Consider the following 19,285-nt stretch of genomic DNA (forward strand, 5'->3'; position numbering starts at 1 on the left):
CTCAAGAGGCTGTACCCTTATTTTTATTTCCAACGTCGGTGTGTCCATAACCACCAACTCGGATCTTTTTGTATGCTTTCCTCCAACATGTGCGCGAATGTCTCGGTAACATATCCGTTTGCGGTTTTGCCAGCATATTCGCAGATCGGCTTAATATCGAGCGTCCATACGTTCTTCCCGGTACGTTGTAATTCAACGTATCCTACATAGGCATTGAGGCGTTTTGCTAGTTGTTCGGCTCCGACGAACATACGTGTTGCCTGATGAAGAAAGTGCACAGTTAAACCTCGATTGTGTCCCGGAAATTGATCGGCTATGAAAAATGTAATCGATGCACGTTGTTTTTCTTTCATTAAAATGCGTAATGCCTGACCTGCCGGTAGCAGACGTACACCATATTGCGATCTTTTTCGATATAGAAAACGATTTAATATTTTGTTTTTTAATGGTTTATATAATGCCTGAACAGGTATACTAGTGTGCTGTGGCAACTTGCTTAGTATTTCCCAATTGCCATAATGCCCTAAAAGCAAAACAATGGGTTGTTCTTTTTGGACCGTTCCCTGTAAAACATCACTCGTCGTCTCGGATATCCGTAACTTAACAAATCTCGGAAACATTCCTTCCCAAAGGATACGTCCGAAATTCGTATAAAATCGACGGCTTTGCTCTGAAATCTCTTGATAGGAAAAACTAGGAAACGCTCGGGAAAGATTTTGTATACAAACACTTAACCTATATTTGTATACTTGTCCGATAAAATAACCTAACATATGGATGGGATTTATATGAAAAAATCAGTGTTTCGTGTTTAGTCAGCAGATTCATGTAGGTAGATCACCCATAGTCCTAAAAGTGCAGATAAGAGTGAGACTAAGGAGATGATTATGACGCACAGGGATAAAATAATAGTCATGTTGTGTTCTTTTTTATAGATGACAACCGAGGTCCTTCTTACCCTCATTTTTTATGAAAAAAAATGAACAGAAAAAAATAAGGGTAGAGCTAAGTAAAGTTGTCTTATCTATATAGCCAAATGAGACTGGCTATCGGTTTATTTTTGTAATCATAATATGATACACACAAAGGAAAAAAAATTTGAGGCGGTTTTTCGAGAGCACTTCAAAGAACTTCATGGATATGCCTATCGCATGATAGGAAATTCCGATGCCGCTGAAGAAATTGTTCAGCACGTATTTTTGAAATTATGGGAGCGAGATTGGGAAAAAACTCTCCAAAGTTCATGGAAAGCATATCTTTATCGATCCGTTCATAACCAAACCTTAAATACGTTAAAAAGATATAAACTGCAACAACGCTATGAGGCTTATCAAACGGTACATGCAGAAAACCTACAAGATCTCCCTTTCGGCGAGCAGGAACTGAAAAAGGAACTGCACGCAGCATTAGCCAAGTTGCCCGAAAAAAGTAGGATCGTGTTTGAGATGAGCCGCTTTCAAGAACTAAGGTATAAGGAGATAGCTGATACGTTGAATCTATCCGTAAAAACGGTAGAAGGGCATATGACGAAAGCATTAAGGCATCTTCGCGTGCATTTAATTGATTATTTAACAGTTTTGGTTTTACTGTTTACGTACAAATTATGAAAAGAGATTGGATTATAAGATATGTACAGGGCGAATTGAGTCCCGAGGAAAGCGCCCAAGTAGAGCGTTGGATTCAGCAAAAAACTGAATACAAGAAAAAATATTTGGAAATGAAGAAATTATGGGAAATGAGTTCCGTGCTGAAAGAGACTCCGGACGTCGATGTGGATCGGGCTTGGGAAACTTTTGTAGACAAACGTGAAGAACGTCTGAAAAAAAAAATGGGGCCGGTTCGGTCGCTGCGTCAAAAGAAAATCCTTTGGATAAATGCAGCTGTTAGTGCAGGTATTCTGGGGCTGTTGTCCATCTGGTTTTTCAAGTTTGATGCAAGTAAAAACGTGTTTCTGAAAACGGGTGAACAAACTCAACAGGCGCAGCTTCCAGATGGTAGCTCCGTCGCACTGAACCGTCATACGCACTTAAAATATAGAAAGGGTGTATTTGACGAAAACAGGAGGGTACTCCTACAACAAGGAGAAGCTTTTTTTAATGTAAAAAGAGATGAGAGTCGACCGTTTATTATTAAAAGTGGAAACACGCAAATTACCGTTCTGGGAACAAGTTTTCACGTACGGCGAGCAGAAAGCCTCACGGAGGTGATTGTGGCAAGTGGAGCTGTACGTGTGTCATATGCCGACAAACAATTGATTTTAAAGCCACACCAAATGGTAACAATCTCTGATACTAGCAAACATATCGTAGCTATCGATACAGTTCGCGATCAACTTTATCGGTACTATATCCATCAGGAGTTCATTTTCGACCATACACCACTTGTTCGGGTTTTTGCAACCCTAGGCAAGGCTTACGATGTGAAATTTAAGATAGATAACCCGGAAACGGCGAAGCTGCCACTAACAGCGACCTTTGAGCAACAGTCTCTTTCTGATATGCTAAAAGTTATTGTTCGCACATTCGACTTATCTGTGGAGAAGCGCGGCAACACATATCACATTAAATAGTTATTATGTCAAAATATAGAATTATCCGGAATCTTAAAATTATAATATATATTATCCGCAAGGCTAAATTGTTCGGTGCGTTTCTTTTTTTCTTAACCGTACATTGGCAATCTGTTGCGCAGGGAAAACTCGCAACGCATGTTAATATGCCACGCTTTGAACAGACAAGCCTACGCGAGGTATTTGCCACGTTAAACGAAAAATATGCTATTGAATTTTCGTACCATAGTCATCTTATACAGTTGGACAGCTCCGTTTCAGTTCGCTCTTATAAAGGACTTTGCATAGATTATCTAGAACGTATATTGGGTGGTCAGTATGCATTCAAGGAGACTGCGACACATATTATCATTACCTACGCTCCACAACGCATGGATGTCGTAGTCGATATGAATACAGATGACCGAAACAGAGCTGTCGTTTCGGGATATATCCGAGACTTACGAACGGATGAAGCTATAGCCAATGCAAGTATATACGACAAATTTACATATGATGCTTCAACCTTGTCTAACCAGGAGGGGTACTTTCAGTTGGATATCAAGAAGCCCGAACACGTTGTCGCGATTTCATTGAGCAAAGCAAACTACAAGGATACCTCGCTAATGCTTCTCCTTCCAATAGACGCGTTAAAACTTAGCAATAAAAAAATGAAAATGGGGTTCTATAGGGAACACGATTTGGAGAAAAACGTGTTTAACAATTTTTTTGGACGTCTTTTTACAAATTCGTCACAACGTGTACACAGCATGAATCTTGGAGGATTCTTTGCGTATAGTCCATTTCAAATGTCGCTGACGCCAGGGTTAAGTACCCATGGATTCTTCGAGTCTCAGGTCGTGAACAATTTCTCATTGAACGTCATAGGTGGATCAACTGCTGGTGTGCATGGCACAGAGCTTGCTGGTGCATTCAACGTCAACCAATATGATGTGCATGGTGCTCAATTTTCGGGCGTATTCAATGTAGTTGGCGGTCATGTACGAGGTCTCCAAATGGCTGGCGGAGCCAATGTTATACTGCATAATTTTTACGGTACACAAATCGCTGGTATATGGAACAATACAGACACATTGAAGAGGGGAATACAATTGGCCGGAGGCGTGAATCTAGCCGATGGTTCGCATGGCATGCAAACTGCTGGAATAGCCAATATTTCTCGTGGAATTGCGGGTAGCCAAATAGCTGGTGGGATTAATATTGCAGACAAAGTAAGCGGCATACAGTTGGCAGGTCTGCTTAATGTGGCAGATAGTAGTGATTATCCAATAGCCGTCTTTAATTTCATCCGAAATGGAAAAAAAGAAGTTTCTATTCAGCTGGATGAGAGTCGTTTGTTAAGTGCCCATTTTCGATCTGGTGGACGCGTTCTATATAGTATGTTGGGATTGGGGCGTTATATTGAACATCCAGATATGGGGTATGCTGTTGAATTTGGATTAGGGGCGCGATTGTTAGAGAAGCGTCGATTTGCTTTAGCAACGGAACTTGTTCAACGTTCCAATTTTAATGACAAATTTCGGCATCAAGAAGCGCAACGATACGCCTTACGTGTTATTCCAAGCGTTCGATTGACAAATCATTGGCAGATATATTTTGCACCCAGCTTCAACTATTCAGAAGCGACAAGTGATCTCCAAATTGGTAGACAATGGAACGTGTGGGGAGATAAACGTAATAAGAATACCTTGCATTTCGGAGGTGCCGTCGGATTATCGTTTGTTTTCTAAATGATGTAATAATTATACCGTGAAAGCCCGATATATCTATACCGGGCTTTCCTATATATTGAGCTTATTCATTACACTCTACAGATTGAGCTACATGATAATAAATAAACTCTTGTTCATATATAACGCACATTGCTTGGATTTGTTTTCAACTTTACAAAAGAAATCCCAATGCTGGGAACATCGGGATTGATCAAACAATTACTTAATTTATTATGAAATGTTTATCAGTATATCTTTAACGGTATAAAAACGTTCTTTAGTATACCGTTCCGCTGGGGAAACAATTAGAAAAAAAAGGAAAGTCCGAGATTTACATCTTGGACTTTCACTTTTAGTAAGTTTATTTGTTATACCCTATACATTCAGCATACAGCTAACAAACAGACTTTTTGTATGGAAATAACGATTTCGTATCCAGAAAGTTTTAAGAAACGGAAAATTTTACCATATACTATTCCACTTTTAGTTGCAGCCACCGTCTAAGAGGGATATCGATATACCTCATAATTAGATAAGCAAGCAATACTAACAGCAGCACGCTACAGCCCACAACCCAAGGAAGGTGTGCGGCATGGAAATACTCCGAGCGCAGATATCCAGCAAATATCCATAATGTCCAATAATGAGTCATGTATAACGGATAGGAAACATCGCCTAAAAACGTGCATATCCGTTCGACAGGATAATTTGTACTGGCGCCTGCGCCAAGTGATATAAGGAACGGAAAATAAAATAGAACTATACCCGATTCAGCGAGCCAATTGTACTTAAAAAAAGGCGAGAACAAGGCCAATAGTAATAATACTGCAGGAAGTATAAATCCCCCTCGGTTTTTAATAATGATTTTTTTTCGCCATACAAACAATCCGGCACAAAACGAGTAAGCTAAACGGATGCCCCCAACTTCCCAATTGTCGCGTGACCAACCTCCAGCAAGATTTCCGTCTCGATAGGCGACATAGACTAATAACAATGCGGCGGGTACGAGTACAACTACGAGCACGTGTTTGCGGATACGTGACAACATGAACACGTAACTTAGATTGGCCACATATTCCCAAAAAAGCGACCATGCCGGTGCGTTGAATCCGAAAAGATTGTAAGATTTGCTGGCCAGAGCAGGATACGGAATAAGAAGGATAGAATAGACAAAAAGTTTAAAAGTGTCTACAATTCCGGTTGGTTCTTCCATATAGAAAGGATCCAAAAGATAGCCGAAAAGCCCCAATGTCGATCCGATGAACACTAGGGGATGTAAACGAATAAGCCGTCGGATTATAAAACGACTCGTCCCTATCGTTTTTATTTTATCGTCATACGCATAGGCCATTACGAAGCCGGAAAGGCAGAAAAAAAAGTCTACTGCAAGAAATCCGTGTCCGGCGAAATTGTCCTTGAAATCCGTGATAATCCATTCCATAAAGTGGAAAATCACCACTGCGATAGCGGCAACTCCACGCAATCCATCTAAAACGGCAAAATGTTGTTTTTGCATGCTGAACAAAGCGGCTTAAAATATTATCTTCGCTTAGCTATAGCGCAGCTATAGCTAAGCGAAGATAATATTTTAAATATAGCTTACGCAAATCAAACTAGATAAACTAGCGGACACTATAGCTCAAATGATATATTCATCTTCGTAAAACCAAGTCCTTGCAACAACGGCCGGAAGACGTGCAGTGCGTTCGTTTTGGTTTCCTGTAAAATGTCGGACTTCATAACTTCCTTGGTAACCTCTAGTTCAGCACCTTTGAAAGCTTCGTCTACTAAGGCTGCCTCTCTAAAAAACGCCATTTTAGTATCGTAAACTTTTGAAGCTTTATGATCAATTTTCACGTAACATATTTCAGGCTTGGGCAGTTGGATAGAAACTGAATCACCAACAACCTGTATATGATCAGGATTTAGCTTAGTTAAATCTACACACCCGACCGCATCGGCTTTCACAATAAGAAGCACGCTTGCGTCAGGTAAAAAGGTACTGATATTCTTATGCTCGATTACATCGCTGAATCTATATTTAACCAACTCTAGTTTACCCATGGCCTCGACGCGTTCAATTAATACCTGATGCTTCGCATCTACTGTTGGCTTGTTACTGTATTTTACAACAAGCATCCAAGTAAGAAGAGTGATAAATGTCAAAACGAGTACAATTTTCAAGAATTTTATCATATATGAACCTTGTCAAAAGGCATTCCAATAGACGGAAATATTTGTAATTATTTTGCTATAAATCAGCAGTTTTATCTGTTGATTTCCTGCATAGAGCATACATTGATGCATTTTTTCTCAACTACTTTGCCCATGTGGCAGATCCAGCCAGGAGTCCGCATTTTCCAATGAGCGCGCTTAAAAACGAACATCCCGAAGCGGGGAGCTTCAGGATGTTACTACTAACCAATTATTAACCTAAATTATGAATTACCTTTATAACGGAAAGTTTTGCTAAATCGTATCAAGCAACGTTGTATTGCTTGTTAACCTGACATTAAATTGACAATGAGCCTGAAAATCTAAATATGAGCTTGCTTCCATAGGACAAGAAGCAACGTAAAAAACCGAAAGACGCGATCACGCAATAACCTATGGAAACTTGGGCTTGTTATACGGGATGGACGGCAGATACGACGCCATAGCTGAAAAAGATGTTGCAGCTATCCCTGCTGCGTTGGGAAAGCGTCCGTTAAAGTATGGAAAAAAGCAATTCGCCCCTGATTTTCTTCCATCATTTTATGGAAGAAGAGTGGTAGTTCTTCCATTTGCTGATAAGTACGGGGCAATATCTTTTCCCCGTATTAACTGAAAGATAGGAATTCTTGTAGCAGCTCGTTGCATTGTCGAATAAATGCCTCATTGAAAATACAAAAGCAGCTTTTTTGAGAGCCGGACTGTGATATTTCCAACCCGTTACTACCTTTACACGCAGAGCGTTCAAATATTAATATGAGGCTTGTCGAATGCCTGCGCCTGCTCAGTGTGATAGCCAATCCGTTTATAAAATGCCTCAATATTTCCGACCTGTTCCATGTGGCAAAATTATAGAATTCAAACACTAAAATTTTGCAAAATAGGATTTTTCGACAAAGACTGGACCGACACGTTAATTATTTTTTTAAGCTAACTCCTTGAAGTTGATCGGTAACAGCTTTGATGACGGTATCTTTTAAAGTAGTCGTGTCTAAATTTCCAGCGGTATAAAATTGGTCGATCTCTTCTTCGCAACGGAAGGCTATTTCCAAACGAAGTGTGATAGTCGGCCGTTCGTTGTCATGGGATACAGTTGCATCTTGGACGTTTAGTTTTAGTATGTTCATATTGCTTGTTTTAAAAACAGAACGTTTAATTGGACAATTCGTTCATGACGCTTCACATAAACGGAACATGATTACGACGGGAACCTACTAGAAAGTCCTAAGGCGGGGAACCCTAAGACTTTTCAAACTAACCAATATAAACTAACTTATGAAGTATTTTGCTAAGCTTTCTTTTATAACGACGGAAAGTTCGAATAAATACATCAGATTATCGACTTTAACAAGTTTTAACAGGAGGATCTGCATGTCGTATTGCTGCATTTTACTAATCTAAAGGTACACCGGCTACACGGCCGTGCATCCAAACTTTTCTACTTGCTTTTTTGTCCATTGAAATAAAAGTTGGAATTGTCTCAGATGGAATGAAGAAATACATGTATCTGCCTAGCAAGGATATCAAGTAAGTGGTAGCACACTATTTATTTTTCAAATTGTGCGAATGCTTGTGCTTCGCCTATTACTTTTGTGCTTATTTTTTACTCCATGAGTACGATACAAATTAATCCTGTTTATGAGCAAATCATTGACGGCTTATTGACACAAAATTTCTCTGTGGTCGACAATTTTTTCACACCGGAAGAAGCAAAGGTATTACGAGAGCAGGTTCAAAAAAAGCATGAAGAACATACGTTTAAATCTGCCGCTATCGGCCAGCAACAGGAGGAGCAGGTGGTCAAAAAAATCCGTAGCGACTCTATCCTGTGGATAGATCAGGCCCTTCAGGATGATGTGGAGCGTGTGTTTTTTGATAAGATTAACGATTTTATTGCTTATCTCAATCGAACATGCTATCTAGGAATCGAGGATTCCGAATTCCATTACGCGGTGTATAAGCCCGGGACATTTTACAAGCGACATCTAGATGTTTTTCGAAATGATCAGCGGCGGACCCTTTCGGTGGTTTTCTATCTCAACGACGAAGTTTGGTCATCCACATATGGCGGGCAGTTGACGCTTTATCTCCCACGGGAGGGCGGTCAAGAAACAGAAGTTGAAATACCTCCGATTTTGGGCCGGTTAGCTATTTTTGATAGCCGCCTGATTGAGCACGAGGTAAAAGAAGTTAACCGTACGCGATACAGTATTACTGGTTGGCTAAAAAACCGAGGCGAATCTATCCTCTTTTAAGATGTATTACTAAAAAAGTCCTTGGGCATTGACCGAGGACTTTTTCCATTGTTTTTTGCTTTTAACGGCCGCCCGGTGGACAGTTCTCCTGTAGAAATTTCGTATACGTTTTCTGAAGATGTTCCGTTGTGCCCTCGCCTTCACTGATCGAATGACTTCGGTTTGGATAGGACATGAGTTGAAAGGCGATTCGATGTCGTATTAATTCATTGATATAGATTTCGGCATTTTGGTAATGCACATTATCATCGCCTGTGCCATGTATCAATAGTAAATTACCAGTAATGTATTTGGCGTAAGTAATTGCGGAACCGTTGATGAAGTCTTCTTCATTTTCTTGTGGAAGTCCCATATAGCGTTCTTGATAGATATTGTCGTAAAGTAATTGGTTAGTGACAGGCGCGATAGAAATTCCGGTCTGATAGATGTTCGGATATTGTCCGAGCAAATTCAACGTGGAAGCACCTCCGCCTGACCAACCCCAAACAGCAACACGTGTTGTATCTATGAATCCAAATTTAAAGACTTCTTTGGCTCCCATGGCTTGGTCACGGATATTCAATCGACCGATATTGCGATAAATGGATTTGCGCCACATTCGCCCTTTTGGAGCTGGTGTGCCTCGGTTTTCTAACGACACATAAACATAACCGTCTGCAGCCATGTCTCCAACATACAAGAAATTTTTTCCGGTATAAAAATTATCCGTAACAGTTTGTGAGGCAGGTTCTCCATACACGTAAAAGACAACAGGATATTTTTTGCTTGGATCAAAATTTTTAGGTTTAACCATCCAACCATCCAGCGTAATTCCGTCTACGGTAGTAACCTGAAAGAACTCGGTTTTAGCATCGGAGGGATCTGCGTTTTTTTGCCTGGCGAACGGAACGAGTTCTTCATGATTTGGAAGGGATACGATCGCATCATCGTATTGAGCGATGGTGCTGTTATGTTTAAATATAGCTACTCTACCATTCGGTGAGATGTCGTAGGTGTTCGTGCCGGCAAATGATGCCGGGGTAACGCGAGTGGATCGACCTCCTTTTAAGTCAATTTTGTAAAGATATTTCTGTGTAGCATTGGATGGCGATGCATAAAAATAAACGTTGTTTCGTTGTGTGTCAAATAATGCGAGGCTAATTATGTCGAACGTATCTTTGCTGATTAGTCGCTCTTTACCCGTCAAATCAATGGCATAAAGCTGGCGCCATCCGCCTTTTTCCGATAGCCAAAGAAATTCTTTTCCGTTGTCCACCCAATCCCAGCCACTCGGATCATTGTTATTCCAACGCGATTTAATATCAATCCAAGCGACGTCTCGTTCCTCGTGTATGATTGAGCCCATCCCATTCGCGGCATTGGCAATCCAAATCAAGCTTTCATTCTGTTTCCGGTTTAATCGTTGTAAAATAACGCCTTTGCCATCCAAAAGCCACTCCATTCGTGGAATATAATGCTGGCTTTCGTCACCATCCAATTTTACTTTAATCGTATTTTTAGATCCGACATCTACGATCCATACACTTGTGGCAGACGGAGGCAAGCCAACTTTGGGATATTCTACCGGTACCGTAAACGAATATAAACTGTCCGTATTATTAATCATCAGAAAATTGCGCGTACTGCTGACATCTTGTTTCCAGAATGCAATCTTCGTACCATCAGGTGACCATCGGAAGCCATCTTTGGTTCCAAATTCCTCTTCATAAGCCCAGTCAAAAGTACCGTTAATGATTTTGTTGCCACCATCCGACGTAAGTAGCGTAATTTGATGCGTGCTTAAGTCTTCGACATAGAGGTTATGCTTGCAAACATAAGCTACCTGTTGCCCATTGGGCGAGAACTTTGCAAACATAAGCGACGAAGTAGGCAAACCTTCACCAAGTTGTGTCAACTTTCGCGTTGCTTTATTAAACAGCCAGTAGTCGCCCCTTGTGTTTTCTCGCCAAACTCGCTTCGTGTTCGTAAACAGCAGGAGGCTACCGTTTGTCGGTGAAACTTGGAAGCTTTGTACATCAAGCGGTGTATTTGTGCCTGTTGGAACAAGATCGGCTTTGTTAAGAAAAGGTCTGCTTTCACCTGGACGCAGTACATTGGTCACTGTAATTTCTTTATTTGAAAAATTATAATATCCGTTTCCATCACTTGTCCATTGTCGTTGAGCCAAGACTGCAAAACTCGAGACAACAAGCGCTACGGAAAGGGTTATTTCTTTGGCTAAATGATTTATTTTATACATAGTTTGCTCTATAATTTTCAATCTCATCCGCTGTTTTAATTAATTCCGGTCCAAGCAGACGATAGCTATCTTGAGTAATCAAAAAGTCATCTTCGATACGTATGCCCCCGAAGTCACGATATGTTTCAAGTTTACTATAATTGATAAAATCAGATAGTTTATTTTCGGCTCTCCATTGATCAATAAGCTCGGGAATGATGTAGATACCGGGTTCTACGGTAACTACGAAACCTGGTTCGAGCGCTTTTCCAAGACGCAGAGATTTTAAACCAAACGTCCGCGTATCTTTCGGCGCTGAAGCGGTATAACCAATATATTGCTCGCCAAGATCTTCCATGTCATGTACATCGAGTCCTATCAAGTGACCAAGCCCACACTGAAAAAACATGGTATGTGCATGCTGTTTTACAGCTTCTTTGGCGTTACCTTTCATCAGTCCTATAGCAATTAAGCCTTCTACTAATGATTCACAGGCATGCAAGTGAATTTCTTTAAACGAAACCCCTGGCTGTAAACGGGATTTTGCAGATTGGAAGGCGTAATATACGATGTCGTAGAGCTCTCGTTGTTTCGATGTAAAACGCTTCCCGACGGGAAAGGTCCGTGTTAAATCACCCGCATATCCACGATATGTCTCAGCGCCGGAGTCATTCAATAAGAGATCTCCCTCCTTGAGTAGATGTTGCTGATACGAATTATGTAAGATCTCTCCGTGAATGGTTAAAATCGGGGGATAAGCAAGTGAACACCCCTGATCCGCAGCAAAATGTCGAATGGCACTAGCTATCTCACGTTCACGCATGCCTGGCTTCGCAAGCCGCATTGCGAGCAAATGCATCTCGGCGGACACTCGAACAGCTTCCTCAATTTCTGACACTTCTTGAGTCTCTTTGATAGAACGCTGCGCAACCACCGCTTCAATGAATATAATGGACGGGTGGAATGATGTAAGAGGCCGGTTTAGCAGGTGATGCAAAAGGATTTTATTGCTCGGCTGATAAGGAGGCAGATAATGCACTTCTCTATTCGTAGCGAGGGCCTCTTGCACATACGCAAAAAGACTGTTGTACGGTCTGGATTCGGTAACGTTGGTTTCCAGACATCTTTCGTGAAGTGTTTGCTGCTGACCCATCCACACAATTTGGTCCATCGTCATTTCATCTCCAAAAACGATAGTTTGACCTTCATCTATATCTATGACAGCGGCAAGAGATGGGGCGTTGATACCGAAATAGTAGAGAAAGGTACTATCTTGACGAAATGGATAGGTATTGTGCTCAAAATTGATCGGATGTTCGATATTGCCAAGAAACAATAGGATACCATTTCCTATGCGATCACGAAGCACTTCTCTACGGTTTCTATACGTATCTGCTGAAAACATGTTTTTTTTAATTTAGTCCGTTTTGTAAATTACGGTAAAAATGAAAAAACTAAAAAAAGAATCGTTTGCATATTTTAGCCACTTATACTCATATTTTACAATTTAGAAAGCTTTACCGCCCGTCTCGACGTGCGTGAGGGTTCCTCAAAGAATCAAATATGGCCATTTTTTCTAGGTTATGCGTCACGAAGATACCGATTATTTGACAACAAATTATATATTGAGATAGGTCAATACACGTCTTATTTTTTAACTTTGTGAGAAGAGAAAGGGAATTAGATGTATATAATTTTTGATACCGAAACAACCGGTTTGCCTAAACGCTGGGACGCGCCTATTACCGATACGGATAATTGGCCACGCTGTATTCAGATAGCCTGGCAGTTGCATGATGAGATGGGTAGATTGGTAGAGCATCAGGATTATCTGATCAGACCCGACGGATTTAATATACCGTACGACTCGGAAAAAATACATGGAATATCTACGGAGCTTGCGGAACAAGATGGTGTTCCACTATCTGATGTTTTGATCAAGTTTAACGAAGCCTTAAGCAAGTCAAAGTTTGTCGTTGGACAAAATATTGGTTTTGATATCAATATTATGGGTGCCGAATTTTACCGTTATGGTGTTGATTCGCCTATGTCGGCGCTGCCTGTGTTAGATACCTGTACCGAAGTAACTGCCGAATTATTGCAATTGCCTGGAGGGCGAGGTGGACGTTATAAATTACCAAACCTGACTGAACTTCATGCATTTTTGTTTGGAGTTCCATTTGCTGAGGCCCACAATGCAACGGCCGATGTGGAAGCGACTACGCGTTGTTTCTTCGAGCTCGTTCGCCGGGAGGTGTTTACTCCTACTGAACTGTTGGTGGATACTGGGTATTTCATCGAATTCAGGCAACAAAATCCGACCCCCATACAACCGTTGGGGCTGCGACATATCAATCTAAAAGCTGCTTCGGACGCCATTCGTAAACAAAATAAAGGGGCGGCGACGACAACGGAAATCGACGAAGAAGTTAGAAAAGCTTTCGATGAAGCTGAATTTGCACATCTACATAATCACTCACAATTTTCGGTCCTGCAATCCACAATTTCTATACCTGCATTGGTGGAGGCAGCTGGTAAGGCGAATATGGCGGCAGTTGCGCTTACAGACCACGGGAATATGATGGGAGCTTTTCATTTTGTAAATAAAGCGCTGGGTTTTAATAAAGAAATAGAAGCAAAAAATGCGGAAGCCGCAGAAAGAGGGGATTCACCCAACGGACGTATCATTAAACCGATCGTGGGCGGTGAATTCTATGTTTGTGAAGATCACAAGGACAAAACTCGAAAAGATAACGGTTACCAAATCGTTTTTTTAGCAAAAAACAAAAATGGATACCACAATCTAGCCAAGATGGCTTCAGTGGCCTATACTGATGGATTTTATTACGTACCTCGGATCGATCGCTCCGTTGTTGAGCGGTATAAAGAAGACTTAATTGTTTTGTCGGGCAACTTGCATGGGGAAGTGCCCAGCAAAGTATTGAATATTGGTGAAGCGCAGGCTGAGGATGCATTGATTTGGTGGAAAGAACAGTTTGCGGACGATTTTTATATCGAATTGATGCGTCATGGGCAGGAGGATGAAGATCGGGTTAACGAAACACTAATCCAGTTGGCGCATAAGCACGGTGTCAAGTTGATTGCGACTAACAACACCTATTACTTACGAAAGGAGGATGCGCATGCACATGATATCCTTTTGTGTGTAAAGGATGGTGAAAAGCTTTCTACACCAAAAGGACGGGGTAGGGGATTTCGATTTGGATTGCCGAACCAAGAATACTATTTCAAGTCGGCGGCAGAAATGAAGAAAGCATTTGCTGATATTCCTGAAGCGATCATTAACATTCAAGAGGTGCTCGACAAAATTGAAATATATTCATTGAATCGCGACGTTTTATTGCCTAAGTTCGAGATACCGGAAGAATTTCAACACGCTGAGGATCTGGTGGATGGAGGTAAACGAGGGGAAAATGCGTTCCTGAGACATTTAACCTATCGGGGCGCCGAACAACGCTATAGCGTTATCGACGAAGTAGTAACTGAGCGTTTGGATTTTGAACTCGCGACCATTGAAAAGACTGGATATCCTGGCTATTTTTTGATTGTACAGGACTTTATTGCAGCAGCTCGGTCGATGGGTGTGTCTGTAGGTCCCGGACGCGGGTCGGCTGCTGGATCTGCTGTAGCGTACTGTTTAGGTATAACGAATCTTGACCCTATAAAATACGATTTACTATTTGAACGATTCTTAAATCCGGATCGGGTTTCTATGCCCGATATCGATGTCGACTTCGACGACGAAGGCCGAGGGCGTGTTATGCAATACGTCATCGATAAGTATGGTGCTTCGCAGGTGGCTCAGATCATTACCTATGGTACGATGGCAGCGAAATCATCCATTAAGGATACCGCTCGTGTGCTTGATCTACCCTTACAGGACGCTAACGAAATAGCAAAGCTTATTCCTAATCTAAAGCTTAGCAAAATTTTTACGATGGACGACAAGGGACTTAAAGATGTCTTACGTTCAGAGGAAATCGAAGCTGTAAACCGTTTAAAATCCTTGGCAGACGGTGCGGGGTTGGAGGCTGAAACAATTAAGCAGGCTCGTGTATTGGAAGGTTCGATGCGAAATACCGGTGTACATGCCTGCGGAGTCATCATCACACCCGATGATATTACGAATTTCGTTCCCGTTTCGTTAGCAAAGGATTCCGATCTTTTCGTTACCCAATTTGATAACTCCGTTGTGGAAAGTGCAGGTTTACTCAAGATGGACTTTTTGGGGCTTAAGACCTTGACGTTGATTAAGGACACCGTCGTGAATGTCAAACTACGTCATGGTGTCGAGTTGGATCCCGACAAATTTCCTATCGATGATTTGTTGACCTACGAGCTCTTTCAACGGGGTGAAACAATCGGAGTTTTTCAGTACGAGTCGCCCGGTATGCAGAAATATATGAAGGAATTAAAACCTACAGTATTTGCAGATTTGATCGCCATGAATGCGTTGTACCGACCCGGACCAATGGAATATATACCATCATTTATTAAGCGTAAACATGGTATTGAACCAATTACGTACGATTTAGATGCCTGCGAAGAGTATTTACAAGAGACTTATGGGATCACCGTCTATCAGGAACAGGTCATGCTTCTTTCGCAAAAACTCGCGGGCTTTTCTAAGGGAGATGCCGACGTTTTGCGGAAGGCGATGGGTAAAAAGCAAAAGGCTGTTCTTGACAAAATGAAACCCAAGTTTGTTGACCAAGCGGCCGAAAAGGGACACAGCCCTAAAACTTTGGAAAAAATTTGGACAGATTGGGAAGCATTCGCTTCTTACGCCTTCAACAAGTCGCACTCCACATGTTATGCGTGGGTCGCGTATCAAACGGCCTATCTGAAAGCGCATTATCCAGCAGAATATATGGCGGCTGTGCTGTCTAACAATATGAACGACATCAAACAGGTTACATTTTTCATGGAAGAGTGTCGACGGATGGGACTTTCAGTATTGGGGCCGGATGTCAATGAATCTTATCATAAATTCACTGTCAACGACCAAGGCGCGATTCGTTTCGGGATGGGAGCAGTCAAAGGAGTAGGTGCAGGCGCCGTGGATACCATTGTCGAAACCAGAGAAAAAGGCGGTAAGTATAAATCTGTTTTTGATTTAGCCAAACGCATCGACTTACGTTCGGCAAATAAAAAGGCATTTGAAAGCCTCGCTTATGCAGGAGGATTTGACAGCTTCACGAATACACACAGGGCACAGTATTTTTATATGGACGGTGACAATTCAACGGGACTCGAAAAAGCGATACGATATGGGAATAGAGTTAAAGATAGCGAAAGCTCTGCTCAAGCCAGTCTATTTGGAGGATCCGCTGCGGCCGAATTGCCAGAACCTGTATTAGCACCGTGTTCAGCTTGGGGTTTAATCGAAAAATTGAAATATGAGAAAGACGTCATTGGCATTTATCTAACCAGTCATCCGCTTGATAACTACAAGTTCGAAATCAAACATTTCTGTTCGAACCGTGTCTCCGATTTACAGCTAATCAACAAAGTAAAAGCCAGTGAGGTAGAGGAAGAGGTTTTACTGGATTTTAACCGTATAAAGAATAAAGAGGTGGTTATCGGCGGAATTATTGCCATGGCCAACCATCGGATAGCGAAGTCGGGAAAACCGTTCGGTTCGTTCATAATCGAAGATTATAGCGATTCGTTTGAAATCATGGTTTTCGGGGAAGACTACGTGAAATTTAAAGGTTATCTACAGGAGGGATTTTTCGTGCAGATTCGTGGATTAGTGCAGGAACGTTTTAAACAAGTCGGAAACTGGGGGTTTGAATTGAAACATATACAGTTATTATCAGACCTCCGCGATAAGATGGCCAAATCATTCACAATACAGCTCCCTCTTCACCTACTTGATGACCAGTTGGTGCAGCAGGTACGCTCCTTAGTAGAATCAACCAAACAGGAGGGGGGGGAGTCAAATTGCCAATTAAAGTTTAAAATTTTAGATGTGCAGGATGAGTTAGCTATTGAAATGCCCGCGAAATCCACCAGAATCAATTTGACGAATGAATTTTTAGATGGGTTGGAAAAACTGGAGGGAGTAAATTATAGATTAAATTGATAAGCTATAAAAATTTATGAATAGCCGGTGACTATTATCTATGGTCAAATCTTTATCTTTGTTATTATTGTCAAGCAAAAATTAAAAAGGACATATTATGGCATTAGAAATTACAGATAGCAACTTTGAGGAACTGGTATTAAAAGCAGATAAACCCGTATTGATCGATTTTTGGGCAGAGTGGTGTGGACCCTGTCGCATGGTAGGACCGGTCGTTGATGAGATCGCCTCAGAATATGATGGACAGGCTGTTGTCGGAAAAGTCAACGTAGATCACAATCCTGAAATTTCGGTAAAGTACGGTATCCGAAATATTCCAGCATTGTTGTTTTTCAAGAACGGCGAGATCGTTGACAAACAAATCGGTGCTGTTCCAAAATCTGTTTTAGTTGAAAAACTTACTAAACAGTTCTAAAACAAAAAAGCTGACCGATTGGTCAGCTTTTTTGTTTAGAGTATCAATTTCGAAATATTTCCCTGACTACCGACAAGATAGATCTCCTTTTTTCGCTTTCCTACAGCGAAGCTATTGAAACTCTCTGCCGAAAGGTTTTTCCATGTATAGCCCCCATCATACGAAATGTCGGTTCCCGATGTACCGGTTGTGAGGATGACATGCTTGTCCAGATATTTAACGCAGGATTTAAAACCACTACCGGAATTATTCGGTTTAACCCACGTGAAGCCCCCATCTTGGGTCAACAGAATGGCCTGCTCTGAAATGCTATCGCGCTTATAATCTCCCCCTACAACAATGCCAATTTTGTCGGTGCGAAAGTCGACGGAAAAAATTCCTTGGCTAGCTGATCCTTGAATAATGGGACAGGGAAGTTTCTCCATTTTGAGTTTTTTTTCATTGCGTCGAAAGAGATGAGCGCTGACACCTCCTGTGCCCACCCATAGATCGTTTCTGAAATAACATAACGATGTCCCGCTCGCTGCAAAAGCAGCCTCACCTTCCTCTGCTAGGAGCAATATAAAGTCCGAAACATCGTTCCATGTTTTTCCTCGGTCTTTGCTGTGCAAGAGCTGAAAGCGGCCGTCGAAGGGATCCCCTATAACGAATCCTTCTGCGCCATTAAAATCGATTCCGTCTAAAAAAGCAGCTGGGCGGTCGTCGCGGTACACTTCGGTCCAAGAGATCCCACCATCGGATGTCCTCAAGATAACAGCAGGGCTGCCCGCACTAACTATGATGGCTTCTTTTTCAGAAAATACTTCTATGTCGCGAAAATCATAGTTTTGGTAGCCGTTAGGGTTTACCCATAGCCAGCTTTTACCGCCATCTACTGATTTACCTACTGTGCCTTTGGAACCGCTGACCCATACACACGAGGTTTTATACGTTTCGACCCCACGAAAGCTCACCGCATCTTTACGAGCTATCGGTAAAAAATGTTGCGCAAAGCTAAGAGAAGACACGGCGCAAAGCAATATCGATGTTATTGTTTTGAGATAGTCAGAAAACACGGTCATCTTTTATATAAAATTTAGCGATTGACATGTACTCCTTACAAATAGCGTAGAAAACATGGTATAAAGTTATTTTTGTTTAAGTACGATTTCACCGTCTTTTCCAGGAGAACCTGAATAGATCTGACCTTGCGGGACGCCGCGTAGCCCCGGCGCGGAAGTGGCAATGCGGGAATATATTTGATTGAGATCGCTGGTCGGATTGGTCGTCCTTCCTCCTGCAGATACATCTATGTATAGATAGTTCGGTCCCTTTTTGTCGGACGTTTGGGGAGTGATACCGCTGTATGCAAACCGAACATGTCCGCCGTCGCCATTCGGAAAGGTTTTTGTTCCATTCATTGCATCCTGCCCCCGGGCAACCACATACAATGAACCTAGTTTGACTAAATGCATCTCAATATCAAAGTTTGATGCATTGTTTTGTCTACCGATGCCGCTAATAAATGCGCGGTTTCCGATCTCGGCATAGTTAACGATCAATTTTACGTTCTTCTTACCAAAGAATTGCAATGACGATTTGTCTTTCATGATGAGCGTATCAATATAAATAACAGCAGAAGAATCTCTGTTATTGAAGTGCTTCTTCTCCTTTTTACGGAGCTCTAACTTTGGGATGTGCTGTTCCGTGGATTGTGCGATTCCGTGTCCTGAAATAAACAGGGAAACTATACCGATGATGATTTTTATTCTCATAACGTTTCGTATTATGTTGTAGTTAGTTAGAACAACAATTCT

Annotated in this window: 14 protein-coding genes; 6 read left to right on the top strand and 8 right to left on the bottom strand. The window is 41.6% G+C overall.

The window, feature by feature from the left end:
- Positions 1-23: 23 nt before the first annotated feature.
- Positions 24-773, bottom strand: a complete 750-nt coding sequence (locus ACFSR5_RS04495; protein WP_380901146.1) for a lysophospholipid acyltransferase family protein — start codon at positions 771-773, stop codon at positions 24-26.
- 300 nt (positions 774-1,073) lie between these two features.
- On the opposite strand from ACFSR5_RS04495, the gene ACFSR5_RS04500 reads away from it, so the two are divergent.
- Genes ACFSR5_RS04500 through ACFSR5_RS04510 form a run of 3 tightly spaced genes read left to right on the top strand, consistent with a single transcriptional unit; the run spans position 1,074 to position 4,299 of the window.
- Positions 1,074-1,607, top strand: coding sequence for an RNA polymerase sigma-70 factor (locus tag ACFSR5_RS04500; protein ID WP_380901148.1), 534 nt, complete (start codon positions 1,074-1,076; stop codon positions 1,605-1,607).
- Entirely contained in the window at positions 1,604-2,569 is a 966-nt protein-coding gene (locus ACFSR5_RS04505; protein ID WP_380901150.1) for a FecR domain-containing protein, read from the top strand. The genes ACFSR5_RS04500 and ACFSR5_RS04505 overlap by 4 nt, the downstream gene beginning before the upstream one ends.
- Before the next feature lie 5 nt (positions 2,570-2,574).
- Positions 2,575-4,299, top strand: a complete 1,725-nt coding sequence (locus ACFSR5_RS04510) for a hypothetical protein (protein WP_380901152.1) — start codon at positions 2,575-2,577, stop codon at positions 4,297-4,299.
- Between the two features lie 454 nt (positions 4,300-4,753).
- Here ACFSR5_RS04510 and ACFSR5_RS04515 read toward each other — a convergent pair whose 3' ends face one another.
- From ACFSR5_RS04515 to ACFSR5_RS04525, 3 genes are all read right to left on the bottom strand, one after another.
- Positions 4,754-5,797, bottom strand: a complete 1,044-nt coding sequence (locus ACFSR5_RS04515; RefSeq protein WP_380901154.1) for an acyltransferase family protein — start codon at positions 5,795-5,797, stop codon at positions 4,754-4,756.
- Positions 5,798-5,913: 116 nt separating this feature from the next.
- On the bottom strand, positions 5,914-6,477 hold the full coding sequence (locus tag ACFSR5_RS04520) for a DUF4230 domain-containing protein (protein WP_380901156.1): 564 nt from the start codon (positions 6,475-6,477) through the stop codon (positions 5,914-5,916).
- A gap of 932 nt (positions 6,478-7,409) precedes the next feature.
- The gene (locus tag ACFSR5_RS04525; RefSeq protein ID WP_380901158.1) at positions 7,410-7,619 is read right to left on the bottom strand and encodes a hypothetical protein; all 210 of its coding nucleotides are present in this window, start codon (positions 7,617-7,619) and stop codon (positions 7,410-7,412) included.
- A gap of 483 nt (positions 7,620-8,102) precedes the next feature.
- Between ACFSR5_RS04525 and ACFSR5_RS04530 the strand changes: the two genes are divergently transcribed.
- Positions 8,103-8,747 carry a 2OG-Fe(II) oxygenase gene (locus ACFSR5_RS04530; RefSeq protein WP_380901160.1) on the top strand — a complete coding sequence of 215 codons (645 nt, stop codon included), beginning with the start codon at positions 8,103-8,105 and terminating at the stop codon, positions 8,745-8,747.
- Positions 8,748-8,808: 61 nt separating this feature from the next.
- Here the strand turns inward: ACFSR5_RS04530 and ACFSR5_RS04535 are convergent, their stop codons facing one another.
- Together ACFSR5_RS04535 and ACFSR5_RS04540 are read right to left on the bottom strand one after the other, a co-directional pair.
- Positions 8,809-10,986, bottom strand: a complete 2,178-nt coding sequence (locus ACFSR5_RS04535; protein WP_380901162.1) for a S9 family peptidase — start codon at positions 10,984-10,986, stop codon at positions 8,809-8,811.
- Entirely contained in the window at positions 10,979-12,370 is a 1,392-nt protein-coding gene (locus tag ACFSR5_RS04540) for an aminopeptidase P family protein (RefSeq protein ID WP_380901164.1), read from the bottom strand. The genes ACFSR5_RS04535 and ACFSR5_RS04540 overlap by 8 nt, the downstream gene beginning before the upstream one ends.
- A gap of 279 nt (positions 12,371-12,649) precedes the next feature.
- Here ACFSR5_RS04540 and dnaE point away from each other — a divergent pair, with 279 nt between their 5' ends.
- Both dnaE and trxA read left to right on the top strand, forming a co-directional pair.
- Entirely contained in the window at positions 12,650-17,074 is a 4,425-nt protein-coding gene (dnaE, locus tag ACFSR5_RS04545; RefSeq protein WP_380901166.1) for a DNA polymerase III subunit alpha, read from the top strand.
- 97 nt (positions 17,075-17,171) lie between these two features.
- Positions 17,172-17,489 (top strand): thioredoxin, encoded by a 318-nt coding sequence (gene trxA, locus ACFSR5_RS04550; RefSeq protein WP_380901168.1) that lies wholly within the window; start codon positions 17,172-17,174, stop codon positions 17,487-17,489.
- A gap of 35 nt (positions 17,490-17,524) precedes the next feature.
- Here the strand turns inward: trxA and ACFSR5_RS04555 are convergent, their stop codons facing one another.
- Together ACFSR5_RS04555 and ACFSR5_RS04560 are read right to left on the bottom strand one after the other, a co-directional pair.
- Complete coding sequence (locus ACFSR5_RS04555) at positions 17,525-18,550, bottom strand: YCF48-related protein (protein WP_380901170.1); 1,026 nt, start codon at positions 18,548-18,550, stop codon at positions 17,525-17,527.
- Between the two features lie 66 nt (positions 18,551-18,616).
- Positions 18,617-19,243 carry a hypothetical protein gene (locus tag ACFSR5_RS04560; protein ID WP_380901172.1) on the bottom strand — a complete coding sequence of 209 codons (627 nt, stop codon included), beginning with the start codon at positions 19,241-19,243 and terminating at the stop codon, positions 18,617-18,619.
- Positions 19,244-19,285 lie beyond the last annotated feature (42 nt).

Origin of the sequence: Sphingobacterium suaedae (genome assembly GCF_042684625.1) — a bacterium.
Taxonomy (GTDB): domain Bacteria; phylum Bacteroidota; class Bacteroidia; order Sphingobacteriales; family Sphingobacteriaceae; genus Sphingobacterium; species Sphingobacterium suaedae.

What these genes read in the sequence shown, in the direction of transcription:
- ACFSR5_RS04495 (WP_380901146.1), bottom strand. Translation starts at nt 773, where the DNA reads ATGTTAGGTTATTTTATCGGACAAGTATACAAATATAGGTTAAGTGTT.
- ACFSR5_RS04500 (WP_380901148.1), top strand. Translation starts at nt 1,074, where the DNA reads ATGATACACACAAAGGAAAAAAAATTTGAGGCGGTTTTTCGAGAGCAC.
- ACFSR5_RS04505 (WP_380901150.1), top strand. Translation starts at nt 1,604, where the DNA reads ATGAAAAGAGATTGGATTATAAGATATGTACAGGGCGAATTGAGTCCC.
- ACFSR5_RS04510 (WP_380901152.1), top strand. Translation starts at nt 2,575, where the DNA reads ATGTCAAAATATAGAATTATCCGGAATCTTAAAATTATAATATATATT.
- ACFSR5_RS04515 (WP_380901154.1), bottom strand. Translation starts at nt 5,797, where the DNA reads ATGCAAAAACAACATTTTGCCGTTTTAGATGGATTGCGTGGAGTTGCC.
- ACFSR5_RS04520 (WP_380901156.1), bottom strand. Translation starts at nt 6,477, where the DNA reads ATGATAAAATTCTTGAAAATTGTACTCGTTTTGACATTTATCACTCTT.
- ACFSR5_RS04525 (WP_380901158.1), bottom strand. Translation starts at nt 7,619, where the DNA reads ATGAACATACTAAAACTAAACGTCCAAGATGCAACTGTATCCCATGAC.
- ACFSR5_RS04530 (WP_380901160.1), top strand. Translation starts at nt 8,103, where the DNA reads ATGAGTACGATACAAATTAATCCTGTTTATGAGCAAATCATTGACGGC.
- ACFSR5_RS04535 (WP_380901162.1), bottom strand. Translation starts at nt 10,986, where the DNA reads ATGTATAAAATAAATCATTTAGCCAAAGAAATAACCCTTTCCGTAGCG.
- ACFSR5_RS04540 (WP_380901164.1), bottom strand. Translation starts at nt 12,370, where the DNA reads ATGTTTTCAGCAGATACGTATAGAAACCGTAGAGAAGTGCTTCGTGAT.
- dnaE (WP_380901166.1), top strand. Translation starts at nt 12,650, where the DNA reads ATGTATATAATTTTTGATACCGAAACAACCGGTTTGCCTAAACGCTGG.
- trxA (WP_380901168.1), top strand. Translation starts at nt 17,172, where the DNA reads ATGGCATTAGAAATTACAGATAGCAACTTTGAGGAACTGGTATTAAAA.
- ACFSR5_RS04555 (WP_380901170.1), bottom strand. Translation starts at nt 18,550, where the DNA reads ATGACCGTGTTTTCTGACTATCTCAAAACAATAACATCGATATTGCTT.
- ACFSR5_RS04560 (WP_380901172.1), bottom strand. Translation starts at nt 19,243, where the DNA reads ATGAGAATAAAAATCATCATCGGTATAGTTTCCCTGTTTATTTCAGGA.